This window comes from Arthrobacter livingstonensis (assembly GCF_003219815.1).
Lineage (GTDB): Bacteria > Actinomycetota > Actinomycetes > Actinomycetales > Micrococcaceae > Specibacter > Specibacter livingstonensis.
In genome coordinates this window covers 110030-131279 of the sequence record NZ_QJVD01000002.1, presented here as the reverse complement: position 1 = coordinate 131279, position 21250 = coordinate 110030, and the positions used below count along the sequence as shown (strand labels likewise).

General features: G+C 66.7%; 20 protein-coding genes and 1 tRNA gene. 11 read left to right on the top strand and 10 right to left on the bottom strand.

The features are described from left to right. Positions 1-3: 3 nt before the first annotated feature. Positions 4-1122: a CaiB/BaiF CoA transferase family protein gene (locus tag CVV68_RS02620; protein ID WP_170133063.1), complete on the top strand. Its 1119-nt coding sequence runs from the start codon at positions 4-6 to the stop codon at positions 1120-1122. Then, a complete protein-coding gene (locus CVV68_RS02615) occupies positions 1119-2147 on the top strand; it encodes an MBL fold metallo-hydrolase (RefSeq protein WP_110499456.1) in 1029 nt (342 codons plus the stop codon). The genes CVV68_RS02620 and CVV68_RS02615 overlap by 4 nt, the downstream gene beginning before the upstream one ends. Before the next feature lie 327 nt (positions 2148-2474). Here the strand turns inward: CVV68_RS02615 and CVV68_RS02610 are convergent, their stop codons facing one another. Next, positions 2475-3011, bottom strand: coding sequence for a MarR family winged helix-turn-helix transcriptional regulator (locus CVV68_RS02610; protein ID WP_110499455.1), 537 nt, complete (start codon positions 3009-3011; stop codon positions 2475-2477). 142 nt (positions 3012-3153) lie between these two features. On the opposite strand from CVV68_RS02610, the gene CVV68_RS02605 reads away from it, so the two are divergent. The 8 genes from CVV68_RS02605 (at position 3154) to CVV68_RS02570 (ending at position 10534) form a co-directional block, all read left to right on the top strand. Next, positions 3154-3921, top strand: coding sequence for an electron transfer flavoprotein subunit beta/FixA family protein (locus CVV68_RS02605; protein WP_110499454.1), 768 nt, complete (start codon positions 3154-3156; stop codon positions 3919-3921). A gap of 12 nt (positions 3922-3933) precedes the next feature. After that, positions 3934-4899 (top strand): electron transfer flavoprotein subunit alpha/FixB family protein, encoded by a 966-nt coding sequence (locus tag CVV68_RS02600; RefSeq protein ID WP_110499453.1) that lies wholly within the window; start codon positions 3934-3936, stop codon positions 4897-4899. Between the two features lie 134 nt (positions 4900-5033). After that, a complete protein-coding gene (locus CVV68_RS02595; protein ID WP_110499452.1) occupies positions 5034-5960 on the top strand; it encodes a cytochrome b/b6 domain-containing protein in 927 nt (308 codons plus the stop codon). Between the two features lie 74 nt (positions 5961-6034). Continuing rightward, entirely contained in the window at positions 6035-7171 is a 1137-nt protein-coding gene (locus tag CVV68_RS02590; RefSeq protein ID WP_110499451.1) for an acyl-CoA dehydrogenase family protein, read from the top strand. A 33-nt stretch (positions 7172-7204) separates the two neighbouring features. Next, entirely contained in the window at positions 7205-8272 is a 1068-nt protein-coding gene (locus tag CVV68_RS02585) for an enoyl-CoA hydratase/isomerase family protein (RefSeq protein ID WP_245933289.1), read from the top strand. Beyond that, positions 8269-9261, top strand: coding sequence for a 3-hydroxyisobutyrate dehydrogenase (gene mmsB / locus CVV68_RS02580; protein ID WP_281268262.1), 993 nt, complete (start codon positions 8269-8271; stop codon positions 9259-9261). Before CVV68_RS02585 ends, mmsB begins: the two co-directional genes overlap by 4 nt. Before the next feature lie 55 nt (positions 9262-9316). Then, on the top strand, positions 9317-10093 hold the full coding sequence (locus CVV68_RS02575) for an enoyl-CoA hydratase (RefSeq protein WP_110499449.1): 777 nt from the start codon (positions 9317-9319) through the stop codon (positions 10091-10093). Between the two features lie 364 nt (positions 10094-10457). Then, positions 10458-10534 (top strand) — tRNA-Met (locus tag CVV68_RS02570). A 130-nt stretch (positions 10535-10664) separates the two neighbouring features. Here the strand turns inward: CVV68_RS02570 and CVV68_RS02565 are convergent. The 7 genes from CVV68_RS02565 to CVV68_RS02535 form a co-directional block, all read right to left on the bottom strand. Next, positions 10665-11816, bottom strand: coding sequence for a sulfate/molybdate ABC transporter ATP-binding protein (locus tag CVV68_RS02565; RefSeq protein WP_110499448.1), 1152 nt, complete (start codon positions 11814-11816; stop codon positions 10665-10667). Further along, complete coding sequence (locus CVV68_RS02560) at positions 11813-12661, bottom strand: ABC transporter permease (protein ID WP_110499447.1); 849 nt, start codon at positions 12659-12661, stop codon at positions 11813-11815. Before CVV68_RS02560 ends, CVV68_RS02565 begins: the two co-directional genes overlap by 4 nt. Further along, positions 12639-13442 (bottom strand): molybdate ABC transporter substrate-binding protein, encoded by an 804-nt coding sequence (modA, locus tag CVV68_RS02555; RefSeq protein ID WP_110499446.1) that lies wholly within the window; start codon positions 13440-13442, stop codon positions 12639-12641. The genes CVV68_RS02560 and modA overlap by 23 nt, the downstream gene beginning before the upstream one ends. Further along, positions 13439-13846, bottom strand: a complete 408-nt coding sequence (locus CVV68_RS02550; protein WP_110499445.1) for a TOBE domain-containing protein — start codon at positions 13844-13846, stop codon at positions 13439-13441. The genes modA and CVV68_RS02550 overlap by 4 nt, the downstream gene beginning before the upstream one ends. A 285-nt stretch (positions 13847-14131) precedes the next feature. After that, positions 14132-15115 (bottom strand): NAD-dependent epimerase/dehydratase family protein, encoded by a 984-nt coding sequence (locus CVV68_RS02545; protein ID WP_110499627.1) that lies wholly within the window; start codon positions 15113-15115, stop codon positions 14132-14134. 68 nt (positions 15116-15183) lie between these two features. Further along, the gene (locus CVV68_RS02540; protein ID WP_110499444.1) at positions 15184-16155 is read right to left on the bottom strand and encodes an aldo/keto reductase; all 972 of its coding nucleotides are present in this window, start codon (positions 16153-16155) and stop codon (positions 15184-15186) included. Positions 16156-16157: 2 nt separating this feature from the next. Further along, entirely contained in the window at positions 16158-17033 is an 876-nt protein-coding gene (locus tag CVV68_RS02535; protein ID WP_110499443.1) for a helix-turn-helix transcriptional regulator, read from the bottom strand. A 164-nt stretch (positions 17034-17197) separates the two neighbouring features. On the opposite strand from CVV68_RS02535, the gene CVV68_RS02530 reads away from it, so the two are divergent. After that, a complete protein-coding gene (locus CVV68_RS02530) occupies positions 17198-18055 on the top strand; it encodes an aldo/keto reductase (RefSeq protein ID WP_110499442.1) in 858 nt (285 codons plus the stop codon). 147 nt (positions 18056-18202) lie between these two features. Here the strand turns inward: CVV68_RS02530 and CVV68_RS02525 are convergent, their stop codons facing one another. Together CVV68_RS02525 and CVV68_RS02520 are read right to left on the bottom strand one after the other, a co-directional pair. Continuing rightward, entirely contained in the window at positions 18203-18982 is a 780-nt protein-coding gene (locus tag CVV68_RS02525; protein ID WP_110499441.1) for a PspA/IM30 family protein, read from the bottom strand. Positions 18983-19131: 149 nt separating this feature from the next. Then, positions 19132-21213: a TPM domain-containing protein gene (locus CVV68_RS02520; protein WP_110499440.1), complete on the bottom strand. Its 2082-nt coding sequence runs from the start codon at positions 21211-21213 to the stop codon at positions 19132-19134. Between the last annotated feature and the right edge of the window lie 37 nt (positions 21214-21250).

Below are 21250 nucleotides of genomic sequence, written 5' to 3'. Positions count from 1 at the left end.
TTTGTGAGTGGTCCGTTGCAGGGAATCAAGGTGGTGGAACTTTCCGCCATGGGCCCGGCACCCCACGCCGCCATGATGCTCGCGGACCTGGGTGCCGACGTGGTGCGGGTGGTGGGGCCGGTCCCGCCGGTGGGCGGGTACGACGTCGACACCCACCTTCAGCGGTCCCGCACCACCGTCCGGGCGAACCTTAAGGACCCGGCGGACCTCGCCGGCGTGCGTGGACTGGTGGCGGCAGCGGACGTTTTTCTGGAGGGCTTCAGGCCTGGCACCACCGAACGGCTGGGCCTGGGCCCCGAGGAGTGCCTGGCCGCCAATCCGCGGCTGGTCTACGCCCGCATGACGGGCTGGGGGCAGTCCGGGCCGCTGGCGCAGCGGGCCGGGCACGATATTAACTACATTGCGCTCACCGGCGCCCTCCACGCCATGGGACCGGCCGCGCAGCCCGTGCCGCCGCTGAACCTGGTGGGCGACTTTGGCGGCGGCTCCCTGTTTGTGGTGACCGGCATCCTCGCGGCGCTGCTTGAACGGGGCCGTTCAGGGCGCGGACAGGTGGTGGACGCCGCCATGGTGGACGGCGTCAGCGTGCTTTCGCAAATCATCCTGGAGTTGCGCTCGGTTGGGATGTGGAACGACAACCGCGGTGCCAACCTGCTGGACGGGGCTGCCCCGTTCTACCGCACGTATGAGTGTGCCGGCGGGGGATTCGTAGCCGTGGGGGCCATTGAGCCGCAATTTTATGCGGCGCTGCTGGACAGCCTGTGGCTCGACGGTTCCGCGGAGGAGAAACTGCCGGACCGGGACGATCCCGCGCAGTGGCCCGCACTCGCCGAGGTCCTGGCACGGGCATTTGCGGCACGGAGCCGGGATGAGTGGGCCCAGGTATTCGACGGCGTCGACGCCTGCGTTACGCCGGTCCTGACGTATGCCGAGGCAGCCGGGCACCCGCACCTGGCCGCCCGTGGAACGCTGTCCGGCTCCGGCAGTCAGGTGGTGGCCGCACCCGCCCCCCGCTTCTCCCGCTCGGTCACGACCAGTCCGGCCGTGACGCCGGCCGCCGCCCGCGACCCGCGTGGCAGCGTCGGCATCGAGTCGATCATTAACGCCTGGAGCACCCCATGATGACCGTTACCGGACACGAACAGTTCGCCGCGTGGGAAAACAAGGTGATGCCGCCGGTGGAGGAAGTGCGCCCCGGGGTGTGGTCCATCCCCGTGCCGTTCCCCAACAACCCCATGCGCTACACAATCGCCTATCTCCTGGCCGGCCGCGGGGAAGCCGCCCTCGTGGACCCGGGCTGGGACTCGGACGGGGGATGGCAGGCGCTCAAGGCGGGAATGGCAGCTGCGGGGGCGGCGCCGTCGGACATCACAGGGGTGGTGGTGACGCACTACCACCCGGACCACCTCGGCATGGCGGCGCGGCTGCGGGCCACGGGTAAAACGTGGATGGCGCTGGGTGAAAATGAGCCGCTGCCATCGCAGTGGTCCCAGGACATGGAGTCGTTCGTGGCGGGGGACCTGGCGCAGTTCACCGCGTGGGGCGTGCCGGCCGGGCTGCTGCATGAGGTCACGTTCCGGGACGGGCAATGGGATCAGCTGCGCGCCATCGCCGGGCCGGAGATCCGGCTCCCTTCTGGCGCCCTGCTGCCCGTCGCCGGCCTGACCGTAAGGGCGTTGGCGACTCCGGGCCACACGCCGGGGCACATTTGCCTGGTTGACGAGAGGAACCAGCTGATCCTGACCGGCGACCACGTCCTGCCGCGCATCACCCCGCATATCTCCCTGGAGGCCCACGGGCAGGACAATCCCGTGGCCGACTACCTGCACTCCCTGGGCATGATGGCGGCCGCGGACGGCATGGAGGTCCTGCCCGCCCACGAATACCGCTTCACGGGCCTGGCCGGCAGGGCGGCCGAGCTGAAGGCGCACACGCTGGAACGCTCGGGCGAAGTCCGGTCCGTGCTGGCCGGGGGAAGCGCTCGGACAGTGTGGGACGTGGCGCGCGAACTGACGTGGTCGCGCGGCTTTGGCTCGCTGCGCAGCTTCACGCTGCGGCTGGCGCTCGCCGAAACCGCCAGCCATTTGGTCTACCTGCGTTCGCAGGGGGTTCCGGTGGACATCGAGGTGCCCCGCGGCCTCAAGTGACGCTGTATCACCGTTGGTCCGGTTTTGCGTGACGCAGTATCACCGTTGTATTCAGATACGGCGTCACGGGGAACAGCAACCGACGGTGATACGGCGTCACGGGGAACAGCAACCGACGGTGATACGGCGTCACGGGGAACAGCAACCGACGGTGATACGGCGTCACGGGGAACAGCAACCGACGGTGATACGGCGTCACGGGGAACAGCAACCGACGGTGATACGGCGTCACGGGGAACAGCAACCGACGGTGATACGGCGTCACGGGGAACAGCAACCAACGGTGATACGGCGTCCGAGAAAATGTCGTAAAAGGTGATACGGCGTCTACAGGGGCTCGGGGTGCGGCGCGGGGTCGGTGAAGTCGCCCGAGGCGCGGCGGAAGCGGGCCAGGATCCCCGTCATGCTGCGCAGTTCATCCGGCGGGATTCCCGGCTGTGCAAACACCTGTTCGTTGAGCGCGGCCGTGGCTGCTTCAACCAGCGTGCGGCCGGCCGGGGTCAGCACCACCAGTGTGGCGCGTCCGTCGGTGGGGTGGGCTTCGCGTCGCAGAAAGCCGTCCCTTTCCAGCCGGTCCACCACATTGGTGACGCTGGTCGGATGCACCTGCAGGCGGGCGCTGGCGCTGGCCATTGGCAGGGCGCCGCCGCGGGTGAAGGACAGCAGCCGCAGCAATTCCAGCCGGGCGTAGGAGAGCCCCAGCGGCTTGAGGACGGCGTCGACGCGGCTGTACATGAGCTGGTGGGTGCGCATGACGGAGGAGAAGGCGGCCATGCCGTCGGCGGCGTCCGCCCAGCCGTGCGCTATCCATTGCCGTTTGGCTTCCGCAATGGGATCCATGGGCAGCGGGGATGCGGGGGCCATGGCATGTCCTTTCCTGCGGCAGCGCTTCGAAAACATCGAGAGCAATGAGCGGTTCAAGAACAATTTACTCTGGATACCTAGTAAATACTAGCAGTTCCTAGTAATCTGGCCGAAGAACACTTTCCACGCAAAGGGGCTGTCCATGAAGATCGTTGTACTGATCAAGCAAGTGCCGGACACAGCGGACGAACGCACGCTCGACGCAGCCACCGGGTGGCTCAACCGCGACGCGGGAGACAACATCGTCGACGAGATCAACGAGCGCGCCCTGGAGGTTGCCCTCCGCGTAAAGGACGGGGACAAGTCCACCGAGGTCGTGGTGCTGGCCATGGGTCCGGATGAGGCAGCCAAGGCCATCCGCAAGGCGCTGTCCATGGGCGCTGACTCGGGCATCCACATCCTTGACGACGCCCTGGCCGGCGCCGACGCCACCCGCACGGCCGCGGTGCTGGCCGCCGCACTCAGGGACACCGGGGCGGATGTCATCGTGGCCGGCAACGAATCCACCGACGGCCGCGGCGGCGTGGTGCCGGCCATGGTGGCCGAACACCTGAATCTGCCGCTCGTGGGATCCCTCACCACACTGGAGCTCGCCCCCGGAAAGGTCTCCGGCGAGCGCCAGGGCGAATCCGGGACGCTGTCCATCAGCGCGGGCCTGCCTGCCGTGGTGACGGTGACCGAGCGCACCGCCGAGGCCCGGTTCCCCAACTTCAAGGGCATCCTGACCGCCAAGCGCAAGCCCGTCACCACGCTGTCCCTTGCGGAATTGGAGGTACCGGCCACGCCCGCACACGCCGTGATTGTGTCCCACAACGAGCGTCCACCGCGGGTTGCCGGGACAAAGATCGTGGATGAAGGCAATGCCGGCACACTGCTGGCCGAGTACCTCGTTGAAAACCGTTTGGTCTAGGAAGGGCTGGGCATGGCGAACATAGTGACTTTTATTGAATTGACCCACCAGGGTGCCGTGGCCGCGTCGGCCCGGGGGCTGCTGGCTGCCGCGGCGTCGCTGGGTACGCCCGTGGCCGTGGTGGCGTCGCCCGCCCAGCTGACGGACGACGTCGTCTCCCACCTGGGGGAGCTGGGTGCGGCTGTTGTGTATCAGGGTGTTGGCCCGGATGCCGCAGCCGTGCTCGGCACGCCCGCCGTGGACGTGCTTGCGCAGGCCGTCTCGGCGCTGGCACCTGCCGCGGTGCTGGCGGCCAACTCGGTGGATGGACGCGAAATCGCTGCCCGGCTGGCCGTGCGGACCGGTGGGGCCCTGCTGGTGGACGCCGTGTCCGTCAGGGCCGACGGCGGCCGGATGGTGGCCGAACACTCCGTCTTTGGCGGCTCTTACGTGGTGGAATCGGCGGTGGAGGGCGGGCTGCCCGTGATCACTGTCCGCCAGGGCGCCATCGACGGCTCTGCCCCGGCGGCCACCCCTGAGGTGACCACGGTTGAACTGGCTTCCGCCACGGGCGCGCGGATCGACGCTGTGAATGACGCGCCCGCCACCGCGGGACGGCCGGAACTGCGCGGTGCCAAAACCGTGGTCTCCGGCGGGCGCGGGCTCGGGTCAAAGGAAAACTTTGTGCTGGTGGGACAACTTGCGGACGCGCTCGGCGCGGCGGTCGGGGCCTCGCGGGCCGCCGTCGACGCCGGCTTTGTGGAGCAGACGGCCCAAGTGGGCCAGACCGGCGTCAGCGTCTCGCCGCAGCTGTACATTGCGCTGGGCATCTCGGGGGCCATCCAGCACCGGGCCGGCATGCAAACCGCCAAGACGATCGTCGCCATCAACAAGGACGGCGACTGCCCCATCTTTGATGTGGCCGACTTTGGCATAGTGGGCGACGTGTTCAAGGTGGTCCCACAATTGATTGATGCGCTGGCAGCCCGACCACACTAATGCCGACGGCCCGTGACGGCCGATGGCTGCATGCGCCCCCGCAACTGCTACAAATAGACGTTGAAGGCCACACGTGCTTGCAGGTTAATGTGGCAGCGGCAGCAGGAACGTTCTTGAAAGAGGTAATTGAATCCATGTCGACCCCCACTAAGAAGCACGCCGGGAACAAGTGGGCCAAACCGGCCCTCGTCGCCGGTGCCATCGTGGTTGGCCTGCTGGTCCTGGTGCTGGCCGCCCGCTGGTTCACCGGCCTCGACGGCGTGAAGTCCTGGATGGGCAGCTACCCGGGGCAGTCGGAGCTGCCGGCCACCGCACCCGTCGGTTTCCCGGCGTGGCTGGGCTGGCAGCACTTTTTGAACATGTTCTTCATTGTGCTGATCATTCGCTCCGGCTGGCAGGTGCGCACCTCCAAGCGTCCCCCGGCCCACTGGATCAGGAACAACAAGGGCCTGATCAAAACGCGGAACGCGCCCACCAAGATCAGTCTGGACCTGTGGTTCCACCTGACACTCGACGCGCTGTGGGTGCTCAACGGGCTCATTTTCATCATCGTCATTTTCGCCACCGGGCAGTGGCTGCGCATCGTGCCCACCACCTGGGACGTGTTTCCCAACGCCATTTCCGCCGGGCTGCAATACCTGTCCCTGAACTGGCCCACGGAAAACGGCTGGGTGAACTACAACTCCCTGCAGCTGCTGACCTACTTCATTACGGTGTTCATCGCGGCCCCGCTGGCCATCATCACCGGCATCCGCATGTCCGGGGCGTGGCCCAAGAACGCCCGCGCGTTGAACAAGTTCTATCCCATCGAGGCGGCCCGCAGGGTGCACTTTCCAGTGATGATCTACTTTGTGCTGTTCATCATTGTGCACGTGACGCTGGTACTGGCCACCGGGGCCCTGCGCAACCTCAACCACATGTACGGCTCCAGCGACGCCGTCAACTGGTGGGGCTTTGGCATCTTTGCCCTGTCCCTGCTGGTCACCGCGGGTGCCTGGTTCGCCGCCCAGCCCCTGTTCCTTCGGCCGATCGCCTCACTGACAGGCAAGGTCACCAAGTAGGCCTTCCGTCCGGCGCCCAATGCCGCGAGACCCAAGAATCGAAAAACAGCTCCGGGACGAAAAGAGGAGACACAATGGAAAATCTCACCGAAGAGCAGCAGGCCGTTGTGGAGATGGTGCGTGACTTTGCCGCCACGGCGCTGGCCCCGCACGCCGTCCAATGGGATGAGGACAAGTACTTCCCCATGGATGTCCTGGCGGAAGCAGGCGCATTGGGGATGGGCGGCATCTATGTGGGGGAGGAGCACGGTGGTTCCGGGTTGAGCCGCACCGACGCCGTGCTGATCTTTGAGGAACTGGCCGCCGCGGATCCGTCCATCGCCGCCTACATCTCCATCCACAACATGGTGGCCTGGATGGTGGACGCGTTTGGCACCGACACCCAGCGCGCCGCCTGGCTGCCCGGGCTGACCGCCATGACGGAACTGGGCAGCTACTGCCTGACCGAACCCGGAGTGGGCTCCGACGCTGGCGCACTGTCCACCCGTGCCGTGCGCGACGGCGACCACTACGTCATCAACGGCACCAAGCAGTTCATCTCCGGGGCCGGCTCCTCCGCCTGGTACATCGTCATGGCCCGCACCCAGGATACCGGCAGCCACGGCATCACGGCCATCATGGTCCCGGACGGCACGCCCGGGCTGTCCTTCGGCGCCGAGGAGAAGAAAATGGGCTGGCGCTCCCAACCCACCCGCCAGGTGGTCCTCGAGGACGTCCGCGTGCCCGCCACGAACCGGCTGGGCGGGGAGGGCGACGGTTTCATGATCGCCATGAAGGGCCTCAACGGTGGCCGGGTCAACATTGGCGCCTGCTCACTGGGCGGCGGCCGGACGGCGTTTCAGAAGTCGGTCGCATACCTGAAGGAGCGGCAGGCGTTTGGCGGCCCGCTCATCAAACAACAGCATCTGCTCTTCGAACTGGCGGACATGGACACCGAGCTGGAAACGGCCCGGACCATGCTGCTGCGCGCGGCCGACGCCCTGGAAAATGGCGCCCCGGACACCGTGAAGCTGTGCGCCATGGCCAAGCGCGTGGCCACGGACGCCGGCTTCCACGTGGCCAACCAGGCCCTGCAGCTCCACGGCGGCTACGGCTACCTCGCCGAATACGGGCTGGAAAAGATTGTGCGGGACCTGCGCGTCCACCAGATCCTGGAGGGCAGCAACGAGATCATGCGCCTGATCGTGGGACGGCTGGCGGTCGAAGACTAGGTGATTGCGAACACAATGCAGGAGGATGGCTACATGGAGAACACCGATGTTCTGGTTCAGCGCAGGGGGCATTTGGGCCACCTGGTGCTGAACCGGCCCCAGGCCATGAATGCGCTCAACCACGCCATGGTCCTGGCCGTGGCCGCCGCGCTGGATGCTTGGGAAACCGACGACGCCGTTGCCACCGTCTTGATCTCTGGCGCCGGCGGGCGGGGCTTGTGTGCCGGCGGTGACATCGTTTCGATCTACCACGACGCGCGCACCGGCGGGAACCAAAGCGAGCAGTTCTGGCGCGATGAATACCACCTCAACGCCCGCCTCAAGCGCTACCCGAAACCCGTCGTGGCCTTCATGGACGGCGTGGTGCTCGGCGGCGGCGTCGGCATCTCCGCGCACGCATCCCACCGTGTCGTCACTGAACGTTCCCGGATCGGCATGCCGGAGACGGGCATCGGCTTCGTCCCGGACGTGGGCGGGACGTACCTGCTTTCCCGCGCCCCGGGCGAACTGGGCACGCACGCCGCGCTCACCGGGACCATGGTCAGCGGCGCGGACGCCATCGCCATGGGCCTGGCGGATCATTTCGTGGATTCCTCGCTGCTGGACACCCTCGCGGGCGAGCTCACCGAACGCAACGCAAGTTCCGCCGTCGCACGCCATGGGCAGGAACCGCCGGAATCCTCGCTTCTCGCGGCGCGCCCCTGGATCGACGAGGCCTATTCCGCGGACGACGCCGGCACCATCGTCAAGCGGCTGGCGGACCTTGGCCACCCGGAGGCCGACAAGGCGGCGGCCACGATTTTGGCCAAGTCGCCCACCGCCGTGACCGTCACGCTGGAGGCCTTGCGGCGGGCCCGCGGGCTCGGATCGCTGGAAGAGGTGCTGGACCAGGAGCTGCGCGTCTCGCTGCGGGCCCTTCGCTGGCCCGACTTTGCCGAAGGGATCAGGGCGCAGCTGGTGGACAAGGACCGCAACCCGGCCTGGCAGCCGGCCGCGCTTGCCGACGTGCCGGCCGATCTGGTGGCGCGCACGTTCGAAGGCCTGGGCCCGGATGAATTGGGACTGGGAAACTCACGGAATGGATCGGTGGAGTTGAAGTGAACAGCGAAGCAGCACGCAGGACAATCGCTTTTATCGGCCTGGGCCACATGGGCGGGCCCATGGCGGCCAACTTGGTGAAGGCGGGGTATTCGGTGACGGGGTTCGACGTCGTCCCGGCAGCCCTGGAGGCAGCCCAGGCAGCGGGCGTGGTGGTGGCCCCCTCCTCGGCGGCGGCGGCATCCGGTGCCGATGTGGTGATCACCATGCTTCCCGCGGGAAAGCACGTCTTTGCCGCCTATGATGGCGAGGGGCCCGGCGGAGGGCTGCTGGCCGCGGCCAAACCGGGGTCCCTGTTTCTGGAGTGTTCCACGATTGCCGTCGAGGACGCCCGCACGGCCCACGAGCTGGCGCTGGCCGCCGGCCACCACAGCCTGGACGCCCCGGTTTCCGGCGGAGTCATGGGCGCCGAGGCCGGCACGCTGACGTTCATGGTGGGTGGCTCCGGGGAGGACTTTACCGACGCCGCCGACATTTTTGAGGTCATGGGCCGGCGGATTGTCCACTGTGGCGGACCAGGTGCGGGCCAGGCGGCCAAGGTGTGCAACAACATGATCCTGGGGGTGTCCATGATCGCCGTCAGCGAGGCGTTTGTGCTGGGCGAAAAGCTCGGACTGACCCACCAGGCGCTGTACGACGTGGCCGCCAACGCGTCCGGCCAGTGCTGGGCGCTGACCACCAACTGCCCCGTCCCCGGGCCGGTGCCCGCCAGCCCCGCCAACCGCGACTACCAGCCTGGCTTCGCCGGCGCGCTCATGGCCAAGGACCTGGGCCTGGCCGTGGAGGCACTGAACGCCACGGGCACTGCGGCCTCAATGGGCCGGGCTGCCGAGGAAATCTACCGCCACTTCGCCCTCGACGGCGGCGCCGGGACCGACTTCTCCGGGATCATCAACACCATCAGGGACGCGTCGGAGGGGCTTGCAACCTTGGACGCTGCGCAGGAGAACACTGCGCAGGATAACACTTCGCCGGAAAATTCTGGCGGCTGACAACGCCGGCCCCCGTCCCACTCACCGACCTTGAACTGAACGGAAAACCTTGACCATGACGGCATACTCCTTGATCCTGGCCGAACAACGCGGGCGGGTCGGCCTGATCACGCTTAACCGGCCCGATGCCCTGAACGCCCTCAGTGACGCCATGGGCCGGGAGATTCTCGCCGCCGCCCGTGCGTTCGACGTCGACCCCGGCGTGGGTGCCATTGTCATCACCGGCTCCACCCGGGCATTTGCTGCGGGTGCTGACATCAAGGAAATGGCGCAGAAGTCGTCGGTGGAGATGTACCAGCTCGATTGGTTCTCCGTGTGGGATTCGCTGGCCAAGGTCCGCACGCCGATGATCGCCGCCGTCGCCGGGCACGCCTTGGGCGGCGGCTGCGAGCTCGCAATGATTGCCGACTTCATCATCGCCGCGGACAACGCGAAGTTCGGACAGCCGGAAATCAAGCTCGGCGTCATCCCGGGCATGGGCGGCTCGCAGCGGCTGACCCGCGCCATCGGCAAGGCCAAGGCCATGGAGATGGTGCTGACCGGGCGGGTCATGGGGGCCGCGGAAGCCGAGCAGGCAGGGCTGGTGGCCCGTGTGGTGCCCGTCGAGTCCCTGCTGGAGGATGCAATGGCCACGGCCGCCGTGATTGCGGGCATGTCCAAGCCGGTAGCCATGACCGCCAAGGAGGCCGTCAACGCCGCCTACGAGTCCACGCTCACCGAGGGCGTCCGCCTGGAACGCCGACTGATCTTTTCCTGCTTCGCCACCGAAGACCAGAAGGAAGGCATGGCCGCGTTCACCGAAAAGCGTGCCGCGGAGTTTAAGCACCGGTAGCGTGCGGTGTTTCCGGTGGTCGAGCCTGTCGAGGCCCCGTCATGGCGGTGGAATCGGCATTTGCTCGGCCGCTTTCCGACCGCCGGCCGCGGGCGGCCTTGCGGTCTCCCTGACGCGGCCTGCGAAGACACCGAATCCGCCGCCTCATCGTCGAGCCTGTCTCGGATCCAGCGCCCGTTGTACAGCTCTGGCGGGTCGTCAAGCTGGCCACCCGCCGGAACTGTACTACGGGCGGAATTCGGTACGCTCAACCGAGCGCCCACCCGCCGGAACTGTACTACGGGCGGGTTTAGGAGGATTCAACCGGGGTCCCACCGCCTCGAGTTGGTGATCCGCCCAATGGCATGTACTGTTGAGGACGCAACGCGGGGTGGAGCAGTTCGGTAGCTCGCCGGGCTCATAACCCGGAGGTCACAGGTTCAAATCCTGTCCCCGCAACCATGATGAGGAAAGTCCCCGGCCAGTTGGCCGGGGACTTTCCGTTTGGCGGGCCCGCCACCCGGCCTGAATTGGCTGGTGCCGATTCCGGAAATAGGCGCAGTTTTCGAGTTCAAGGTGGGCGGAGCCCGGTTTACGCCGGGTAGATGTCGACCTCGGCCGCCTTGACCACAAAGAACACGCGCGAGCCCGGTGTCAGCTGCAGTTCGGCGGTCGCGGCGGGGGAGATATCTGCTGCCAGCCGGCCGGCGCGGACCCGGATGTGGTCCCCGTGAGGCTCCAGCTCGGACACGGTCACCGGGAAACAGTTGCGCGGGCTGCCCTGCGGGGGCGCCAGGAACACGGACACGGCCGACGGCGGAAAGGCCGCCATTCCTTCCGGCCCGCCCTTTGCCGGGCTGCTTCCCGCGGAACCGCTTGGCGCCGGCGCGGATGCGGACACGGCATCCGACCGGGCCGCCACGTCTGCCGGCCTGTCACCTTCCGCATCGGCGGCAAGGCCCCCGGTCAGGCGACCGGCGACCAGTCCGGCGTCGGGCGTCTGAACCCCTGCACCGGAAAGGGACCCGGTGAGGACGTTCAGCCCGGCCAGCGACGCCGCGAACGGGCTGCGCGGGTGGGACAGGACCGCCGCGGTGGGGCCTTCCTCCACGATGCGGCCGCCGTCCATGACGATGATCCGGTCCGCGAGCATGAGCGCGTCCAGGACATGGTGGGTGACGATGACGGCGCGCCGGCCGGCCAGCACGCGCTTGAGCAGGCTGCGCAGGAACGGGGCGCTGTTGATGTCCAGGGCGGCCATCGGTTCGTCGAGCAGGAGAAGTTCGGGGTCGGTGGCCAGCGCCCGGGCCAGGGCAACGCGCTGGGCCTGCCCCCCGGAGAGCTGCCCCGGCTTGCGCGAGGCAAGTTCGACGGCGTCGACCTCGCTGAGCCAGTGCCGTGCGGCAGCGGCGGCCTCCGAACGGCTCCGCCCCTGGCTGCGCGGGCCAAAGGCCACGTTCTCCAGCACGCTCAAGTGCGGGAACAGCAGGGGGTCCTGGGCCAGCAATCCGATCCCGCGGGTGTGCGGCGGCAGCCACAGCCCGGGGTTCCCCATACGGAACAGGGGGCGCCCGCCCAGGGTGGCGTGGCCGGCGTCGGGCCTCAGGAGGCCGGCAAGGACCTGCACCACGGAGGATTTGCCGGCACCGTTGGGGCCCATCACCGCGACGGTCTCCTGAGGCCCCACCGTCAGCGAGACCTCGAGATTGCGGTCCCCGATTGTGGCGCTCAGCTCCAGCGTCATGCCGCGGCCGTTTCGGGCACGGCGTCCGCAGCCGGCCGGGGCAGTCGCGGCGTGCGGTACGTCAGGGCAACCACCACCACGGCGACGGCGATCAGCAGGAAAGAGAGGGCAACTGCGGCGTCGGGATCAGTTTCGCGCTGCAGGTAGATCTCCAGCGGCAGGGTGCGGGTGACCCCCTGCAGGCTGCCGGCGAACGTGAGTGTGGCCCCGAATTCGCCCAGGCTGCGGGCGAACGACAGCACCGCGCCGGAGACCAGGCCGGGCAGCACCAGGGGAATGGTGATCCGGCGCAGCACCGTGGAGGGGCGCGCCCCAAGCGTTGCAGCGACGGCCTCATACTTTTGCCCAGCCGTGCGCAACGTTCCCTCCAGGCTCAGGACGAGGAACGGCAGGGCGACAAAGGCCTGTGCCATGACCACCGCCGTGGTGGAAAAGGCAACGTCAATGCCCAGAACGGTCAGGGACTTACCCAGCAGCCCCTCACGGCCAAAGGTGTACAGCAGCGCCAAGCCGCCCACCACCGGCGGGACCACCAGCGGCAGCAGGATCAGCGCGCGCAGGATCCGCTGCCCAGCGAACTGCGCCCTGGCCAGCACCAGGGCCAGGGGAACACCAAAAACAATGCACAGCGCCGTGCTGGCGGCCGCCGTTTTCAAGCTCAGGAGCAGTGCGTCGAGCGATGACTCGGACGTGATGAGCGGGACGAACTGGGCCCAGTTGACCTTGGCCACCATGCCCAGCAGGGGCACCAGGATGAACAGTGCCCCTGCTGCGGCGACGACATAGACCCAGAGCGGAACGGCCCGATACTGCCATGCGCGGTTACGGGGTCCCAAACCCGGCATCCCCGAGGACTTTTTGGCCGCTGGGCCCGGTGACCAGGGCGATAAATGCCTTGGCTGGTTCCTGGTTCTTTGACGTGGACACCGCGGCGATCGGGTACTTGTTGACGGTGGGGTGCTCGAGCTTGAGCGGCACCGTCTTCACCTTGTCCCCGGCCGTGGTGGCGTCCGTGACATACACCAGGCCTGCGTCGGCCTCGCCCGAGGTGACCTTGCCCAGGACGCTGGTGACGTTGAGTTCCTCGCTCACAGGCTTGACGACGACGCCGGCACTCGCCTCGTCGCTCTTGGCCGCGGCCCCGCAGGGGACCTGGGCTGCGCAGACCACCACTTTCACGCCCGGCTTGGCCAAGTCGGCGAATGTGGTGATGTTCGCCGGGTTGTTCGGAGGAACGACGATGGTCAGAACGTTGGTGGCGAAGATGGCCGGGGATCCGGAAACGAGCTTGGCATCGCTGAGCTTGGTCATGTTGGCCTGGTCCGCCGAGGCAAAAACGTCGGCCGGGGCGCCCTGCGTGATTTGGCTGACGAGGGTGGAGGAGCCGTCAAAGTTGAGCGAAACCTTGACCGCCGGGTTTTCCTTTTCAAAGGTGGCGGCCAGCTCGGTGAACGTCGGCTTCAGCGACGCCGCAGCGAAAACGGTAAGGGTTCCGGAGAGTGCAGGGGTGCTGCCCGGCGCAGCCGATATCCCAGTGCTGCCGGCGCTCCCGCCACAGGCCGCCAGGGACACTGCGACAAGGATGGCGGCTGCAGCGGCGGCAGGCTTGCGGAACATTTTTCTCATGGTTTGGCCCCTTGTGGAATTTCAATGATCACATTGGTGGACTTGATGACGGCGGTGGCCACCGCTCCCGGTTCGAGCTTTAGGTCCCTGACGGCCTCGCTGCTCATGAGCGATACGACGCGGAACGGGCCGCACTGCAACTCGACCTGGGCCATCACCGTATCCATGACCACGTTGGTGACCAGGCCGACGAACCTGTTGCGGGCGGAACTGCCAACGCCCGTGGGGTCCTGCGGCAGTTGGGACTGGGACTGGGCTACGGCGGCCAGTTCCACGCCATCGATGACCAGGCGTCCCTGCCTGTCCTTTTGCCCGTGGAGGGTGCCGTTGTCCAGCCAGCGCCGGACGGTGTCGTCACTGACGCCAAGAAACCGGGCGGCTTCGGAAACTCGGATAAGTGCCATTTGCCGAGTCTATATCCTCAAATACGGAAAATAAACGCCGACGGGACCGCATGTACGTCCAGCAGCAATCTGCCATCCCCGAAGAGGCGGAGGTGGTGGTTCTTCGTAGCCGACGTAAAGGAGACTGTAAGGCCGCCCGCGGCCGTCAGTCGGATAGTCCCTAAGCGTTCCCACTGCTCGCAATCCCCAGCTGCTCCCACTGCTCGCAATCCCCAGCCGAGAAGGCGCCTGCGCTTCCGCACCACCCGTGCCCGCCGCCTGGATCTCGGCAGGCTCGATCACCAGTTACAGGCCGGCGAGCTTGTCCGAGAGTGCCATGTATTCCGGGTTCACCACACGCGCCTCCGGGTGGTCGATGTGCCAGGCCATGATTTGCCGGGCGCCCGTGCTGTAGGGGATCCTCGCCCCAAAGTCCGGCACGTACCGCTTGATTTTGGAGTTGTCGAAAATCACCGAATGGGACTTGTCGCCCAGCAGGCCCGCCCCCAGCTCCGGCGCCAGCGAAGCGATCGTGTCGCTGGCCACATGGACCAGCTGCGGCTCCGGAACGTCGGCCGCAGCAGCCACGGCACGGTACACCGCGTCCCACGGCAGGGCCTCGTCGGAGGTGATGGTGAAGCTCTCGCCCACCGCCGCATCAAGGCCGAAGAGCCCCACGAAGCCGACGGCGAAGTCTGAGGTGTGCGTCAGCGTCCACAGCGAGGTCCCGTCCCCGTGGACCACCACCGGCAGCCCGGCACGCATGCGGTGCACGTCCGTCCAGCCAAAGAGCAGCGGCAGCCGGGTGGGGTCGTAGGTATGCGAGGGCCGCACCACGGTGACGGGAAAACCGTCCTCCCGGTAGGCGTCAACAAACACGTCCTCGCACGCGATCTTGTCCCTCGAATACTGCCAGAACGGGTTGCGCAACGGCGTCGATTCGGTGATCGGCAGCCGGGCGGGCGGCTTTTGGTAGGCGGACGCCGAACTGATGAAAACATACTGCCCGCACCTCCCGGAAAACAGTTCGACGCCGGCGCGCGCCTGCTCCGCGGTGAACGTCACGAAGTCGGCCACCACGTCAAAGGTCCGGCTGCCCAAAACCCTGCGGACGGCGGCGGGGTCGCGGACATCCGCCACCAGCTGTTCGACGCCGGCTGGCACCGGTCGCTCGGAACTCACTCCCCGGTTGAGTACGGTGACATTAAAACCCAGGGCCGCCGCCCGGGCAACGGACGCGGCACTGATGATGCCCGAACCGCCCAGGAACAGCACCCGGGGTCCGGCCAGTGGGGTGGTGAGGTATCCGGCGCCGGACGTGGACCCGCGCAAAAGCTTCAGGTCGTCGTTGAAGCCGCTCACCAGGCGTAGTCTTCGGGCGCAGTCTTGGGGCCGGGGAAGATTTCATCCAGGCGGGCCAGCGCGGCCTCATCCAGCGAAACCTCCAGCGCCCGCAGGCCGGCAGCCAGCTGTTCGGAGGTGCGTGGCCCGATGATCGGCGCCGTCACGGCCGGCTGGTGCAGCAGCCACGCCAAGGCGACGTCGCCGGGCGCGTGGCCCAACTCGGCCGCAAACGCCTCATACGCCTCGATCGCGTCGCGGTGTTCCTCAAGGGCCGAGGCGGCGCGGCCCTCGGTGCGTCGGACGCCGTCGTTCTGCTTTTGCAGGACACCGCCCAGCAGGCCGCCGTGCAGGGGCGACCACGGCAGGATGCCCAGGCCGTAGTGTTGTGCGGCCGGGATGGTTTCGCGCTCCACGCTGCGTTGCATCAGGTTGTAGATGGACTGTTCGCTGACCAGGCCGGTGACGGGCCGGCGGGCGGCGGCCTCCTGCGCTGCGGCAATGTGCCAGCCGGCGAAGTTGGAGCTGCCGGCGTAGAGGATCTTGCCCTGTGTGATGGCGGTGTCAACGGCCTGCCAGATCTCGTCCCACGGCGTGTCGCGGTCCACGTGGTGGAACTGGTACAAGTCGATGTGGTCGGTCTGCAGGCGCTTAAGGCTGGCATCCAGGGCCCTGCGGATGTTCAGCGCGGACAGCTTGGAATCGTTGGGCCAGTCCGTCATGTTCCCGTAAACCTTGGTGGCGAGCACTGTCCGTTCGCGCCGGCCCCCGCCCTGGCTGATCCAGCGGCCGACGATCTCCTCGGTCCAGCCGCGGTGTTCCGTGCCGCCGTAGACATTGGCGGTGTCAAAGAAGTTCAGCCCTGCCTCATGCGCCTGGTCCATGATCAGGTGGGCGTCGGCTTCCTCCGTGTGGGGCCCAAAGTTCATGGTGCCCAGGCAGAGCTTGGAGACGGACAGGCCGCTGCGGCCCAAATGTGTGTACTTCATTGTCAATTGCTTCCTTCGGATGAGTTGGAAACGTGGGCAAGGCCTGTTGTGGGAACCTGCGACCACGTCGAGAGCAGCTTGAGTGAATCGAGGGAGGGCGAGCCATTCTTGGCTGTGTAGATCCGCAGGCTTTGATCGGGGTCGTCGGGCAGGAGCAGATGCTCAAAGTCGAGCTCCAACTCGCCCACCAGCCCGTGGTGGAGCTTCAACGTCCCGGACGACTTCCGGGCCACCTGGTGCCGTGCCCACCACTGGCGGAAGTCCTCGCTGTTGACCGCCAGTTCGCCCACGAGTGCGGTGGTTGCCGGGTCGCCGGGATGCCGCCCCACGTCCGCCCGCAGCTGCGCCACCGAGTCGGCCGCCGCGCCATGCCAGTCGCGGAAGAGCACCCGCGCTGCCGGATCCAGCATGATCCAGCGGGTGTAGTTGCGCTGTTCGCGGGGCATCGCGGGGAAATCGACAAACAACAGACGCGCCATGCGGTTGGCGGCCAGCACGTCTGTCCGCCGGCCCAGCACGACGGCGGGCACGTCACCCACGCCTTCGAGCAGCTGCCGCATCGACGCGCGCACGCGTTGGGCGGCCGGAGGGTCGGTGGCCTGCCCGCCGCAGTTGTCCAGGAGGTCGAACATGTGCGCGGATTCGGCGTCGTTCAGTTGCAGGGCCCGCGCCACTGAAAAGAGCACGGAGCGGGACGGATGAATGTTCCGGCCCTGTTCCAGCCGGGTGTAGTAGTCGGTGGAGACGTCAGCGAGCCGGGCCACCTCCTCCCGACGCAGCCCGGGCACTCGACGGGTGCTGTAGGTGGTGCCCGGATCCGGCTGGAGCCGGGCACGCATGGCAGAAAGGAACTTACCGAATTCAACACTTTGACCCATGTCCCCATTCTGCCCCTGTGCAACGATTCAATCCAGCGTGTGGGTAGGTCTGTGAAACCTAGGATATGCCGCACCTGTTGCGCGGGATGCCTCAGCCGGCGCATGGGCCTAGGCTGGGTGAAACCGCCTTTTTGGCGGACAGCGTGAAAGGAAAAGAGTAGGTCATGACTGAATCAACCCGCAGTGAAGCCGCAGCGGCGGTACCGGTGCTGACGCTGAACAACGGCGTGGACATTCCGCAACTTGGATTTGGCGTTTTTCAGATCCCGCCGGAAGAAACCCGGGTGGTGGTGGGGGATGCGCTGGCCGCCGGCTACCGCCACATCGACACGGCCGCGGCGTACCGCAACGAGGCCGGCGTTGGTGCAGCCATTGCCGGCTCCGGCATTCCGCGCGAAGAGATCTTTGTGACCACCAAGCTGCGCAACGGCGAGCAGGACAGCCCCCGCGCCGCGTTTGAGGCCAGCCGCCAGGCACTCGGCGTGGACTGGATCGACCTGTACCTGATTCACTGGCCCGTGCCGTCGCAGGGGCTCTACACGCAGGCATGGAAGGAACTTGAATCGCTGTACGCGCAGGGCCTGATCCGCGCCATTGGCGTGTCAAACTTCCTGCCGGAACACCTGGATGAGCTGCTGGCCAACTCTACGGTGGTGCCCGCCGTCAACCAGATCGAGTCGCACCCAACGTTCCACCAGCCGGCCTTGGCGCAGAAGAGCCGCAGCCACGGCATCGCGGTGGAAGCCTACAGTCCGTTGGGCCAGGGCCGGGACCTGGACAGCGGCGTCGTGACTGAACTGGCGGCCAAACACGGTGCAACGCCGGCCCAAATTGTGCTCGCCTGGCACCTGGGGGTGGGGAACATTGTGATTCCCAAGTCGGTCACGCCGGAGCGGATCCGGGAAAATCTAGCCGCCGCCGCCATCACACTCAGCCCCGAAGAGCTGGCCGCCGTTTCGGCGCTGGAATCCGGCCAACGCATCGGAACGGACCCCGCGGTGGCGGCGTTTACGCAGATGTAGAATGTGGACTTGAACGGCTAGGTTGCGGATTTGACATTTTTCCGGCGGCTATCCGACACTTCGGCCGCGGGCGGCCTTAGCGTCTCCTTTACGCCGACTACAAAAAATGCCAAATCCGCAACCCCTGCCGTCGCTGCCCTGGCAGTGTTACAGCTTGTCGAAGTCGGCCTCGTCGACGGCGTCAGCCGCCGGTGAGATGGCAGGCTGCGCGGGGGTGCCTCCGGACTTCAGGGCGGCCAGCCGGGCGTCCACCTCGGTCTGCTCACCCAGGTCCTCCAGGCTGTTGAACTGGGCGTCCAGGCTGGAGGCGGCGAGCTCGTTTTGGCCACGCACCTTGGCCTCTTCGCGGCGGATCTTCTCTTCGAAGCGGCTGACCTCGCTGGTGGGGTCCATGATGTCGATGCTCTTCAGGGCATCGTGCACCTGGGTCTGGGCCTCGGCAGTCTTGGAACGGGCAATGAGTTCATTGCGCTTGCTGGCCAGCTCGCCCAGCTTGCCGTGCATCTGCTGCAGGCCGGTCTTGAGCTTTTCCACCACGTCCGTCTGGGCGGCAATGTTGGGAGCCGATGCCTTGGCCTCGTTTTCCGAGGAGATTTGGCGCTGCAGGGCAACCTTGGCGAGGTTGTCGAACTTCTGGGCGTCGGTGGGGTTCCCTGCCGCGCGGTATTCGTCCGCCTTGCGGCTGGCGGCGAGGGCCTTCGAGCCCCATTCCTGGGAAGCCTTGACGTCCTCGTTGTAGTCGTCCTCGAGCATGCGCAGGTTGCCGATGGTTTGGGCCACCGCGCCTTCAGCTTCGGTGATGTTCGCCTTGTAGTCGCGCACCATCTGGTCGAGCATCTTCTCCGGATCCTCGGCCTGGTCCAGCAGCGAGTTGATATTGGCCTTTGCCAACTGTGCAATCCGGCCGAAAATTGACTGCTTTGCCATTCTTTTCCCCTTATTTTTACTGTTGAACATCATCCGTGCTTGTCTGTTGGTGCCTGGTCCGTGGAACTGTGGGAATCTTCATTTTGAGTCTAGGTGACAGCCGCGCCCAGCGCACGGCCCGTGGGAATGGGACTTGCGAACCTGGGACATTAGAAGTTACCGCCTCCGCCGCCAAGACCGCCGCCACCGCCGCCGAAGCCACCACCACCGCCGCCAAACCCTCCGCCGCCAAATCCTCCGCCGCCGAAGCCGCCGCCACCGCCGCCGGAGAGCAGCCCGCCGATGATGCCACCCAAAATGGCTCCGCCCATCCCGCCGCCCATGCTCCCGCGTCCTCCGCCGTAACCGCCTCCGCCGGTGAAACGGTCCACGTCCTGCTGCGCGTAGTGGATGGCCTGCTGTGCCAGCTGCTGCGCCTGTTGCGCGTAGGCCAGTGCGTTGGTCGGATCCGAGTCGGCAATGGTCATGGCGTAGTCGAGGTTGCGCTGGGCCTCGGAAAGGCGCGTGCGGGCCTCGGTGCCGACGCCGCCCCGGCGGGCCGCGACAAAGTCCTGTGCAGCGGAAATCTGTGCCTGCGCGCCAGCGATGGTTTGCTGCAGGGCCGACTGTGCCCGCAGCGCCTGCTGCTGCTGGTCGCGGATGCCCGTGAGCAGTTCGTCGAGCTGGTTGTGTGCGCCCTGCACCGCGCCCAGCAGGGCCACGGGATCAGGCTTGCCGGCCGAGCCTTTCGCCTTGGCATCCTGCAAGACGGATTCGGCCCCGGCGACAGTGGGTGCGAAAGTGGCAAATTCCGGGGAAGCCACCATTGACTTGGCCCGCTCCAGGTCCGTCAGGGCTTCCGGCAGCGCCGTGCCCAGCGTCGTGGCGGCGTCGTTGATGGCCTGCTCCGTCTTTCCAATGGCCTCGAGCAGGACGTTGCACTGCAACAGGCTTTCCTCGGCGGCCTTGACGGACATGGCAGCCCCTGCCGTGTCGCCGGCGGCCAGCTTCGCGTCGGCGTCGGCGGCCGCGGTCTGGACAAACTCAAGCCGCGTCCCGGCTTCGCGCACGTTGTCGCGGACCGTGGCCAGGGCCGAGTCGGCGTACTTGCCGGCCAGCACGGACAGGGCTTGTTCGGCGGACGTCACCTTGCTTGCGGCACCCGTGGCCTCCGTGCGGACCGCGGCCAGCACCTGCGGGGCAGTGCGCTCGAGTTCACGCAGTTCGTCGAATGACTTCTTCTCCGCATCCAGGGCGGCATTGGCATCCTCGCTGCGCTTGATGATCTCGCCCAGCCATTGGCGCTGCTCGTCAAGGGTGTCCGGGATTTCATCATCGAGCTGCTGCTGGAGCTTGAAGGACTCACTCAGATGCGCCTTGGCACTCGCCAATGCGGACTGGTACGGCTTCACGGCCTCGTCGCCGTACGACGCCTGCGCAAAGCCGATGTCGTGTTCGCTGTTCTTGATGGCGTCGTCAGCGGCAATCAGCAGTGAACCGGCCCGGCTGCGCAGTTCCTCCACCGTCTTTCCGGCATTGACATCCACCGGCTGGCCGTCCGGCCCGTACCCCTTGGCAACAGCGTCGGCTGCCGCCTTCCTGCGCCGGCTGCGGATGGCAAGTGCCGTTCCTGCGCCGCCAAGCACGACGACGCCGCCCACTCCCAGCGCCACGAACCCTCCCGTGGGGTTGGGCACGTTGCCCGCGCCGCCCCCGGCCGCGTCGCCCAGGGCGGCGGCAGTGTCGATGGCGGCTTGTGCCCAGTCCTTTTTGGCCAGTGCGGGGATGACGGCATTTTTTTGGACATTGTCGTTCTTGGCTTGGCTGACCACCGACGTGTCGGCAAGCAGTGCATACTTCCTGGCTGTGACGGCCACCGCCAGGATGGCGTCGTTTTGGCCAAACTGCTTTTGGTTTGCCACATCCTTGGCCCAGGTGACGGGGTCAGTGCCGTCAAAGGAATCGACGTAGACCACAAACAACGTCATGCCGTGTTGTTGCTGCAGTTTGGTGATGGCAGCCTGCACGTCGGCCTTCCGGCCGCCAAGCACATTGGCGTTGTCCACAATGTAGCTGCCGGCCGGTATGGTCACTGGCGGCTCGACCCGGACTGGCCCCGCCTGTGCCACTCCGCCCTGTGCCACTCCGCCCTGTGCCACTCCCGCCTGTGCCATCCCCGCCGGAAAAACCATGAAGGCGGCGAATCCCAGCACAGCGAGGAGTTGGGACAACGGCTTAAACCTTGAGAACATCGCTCACCTTTATGTGCACCGGACCGGCAGGAACCTC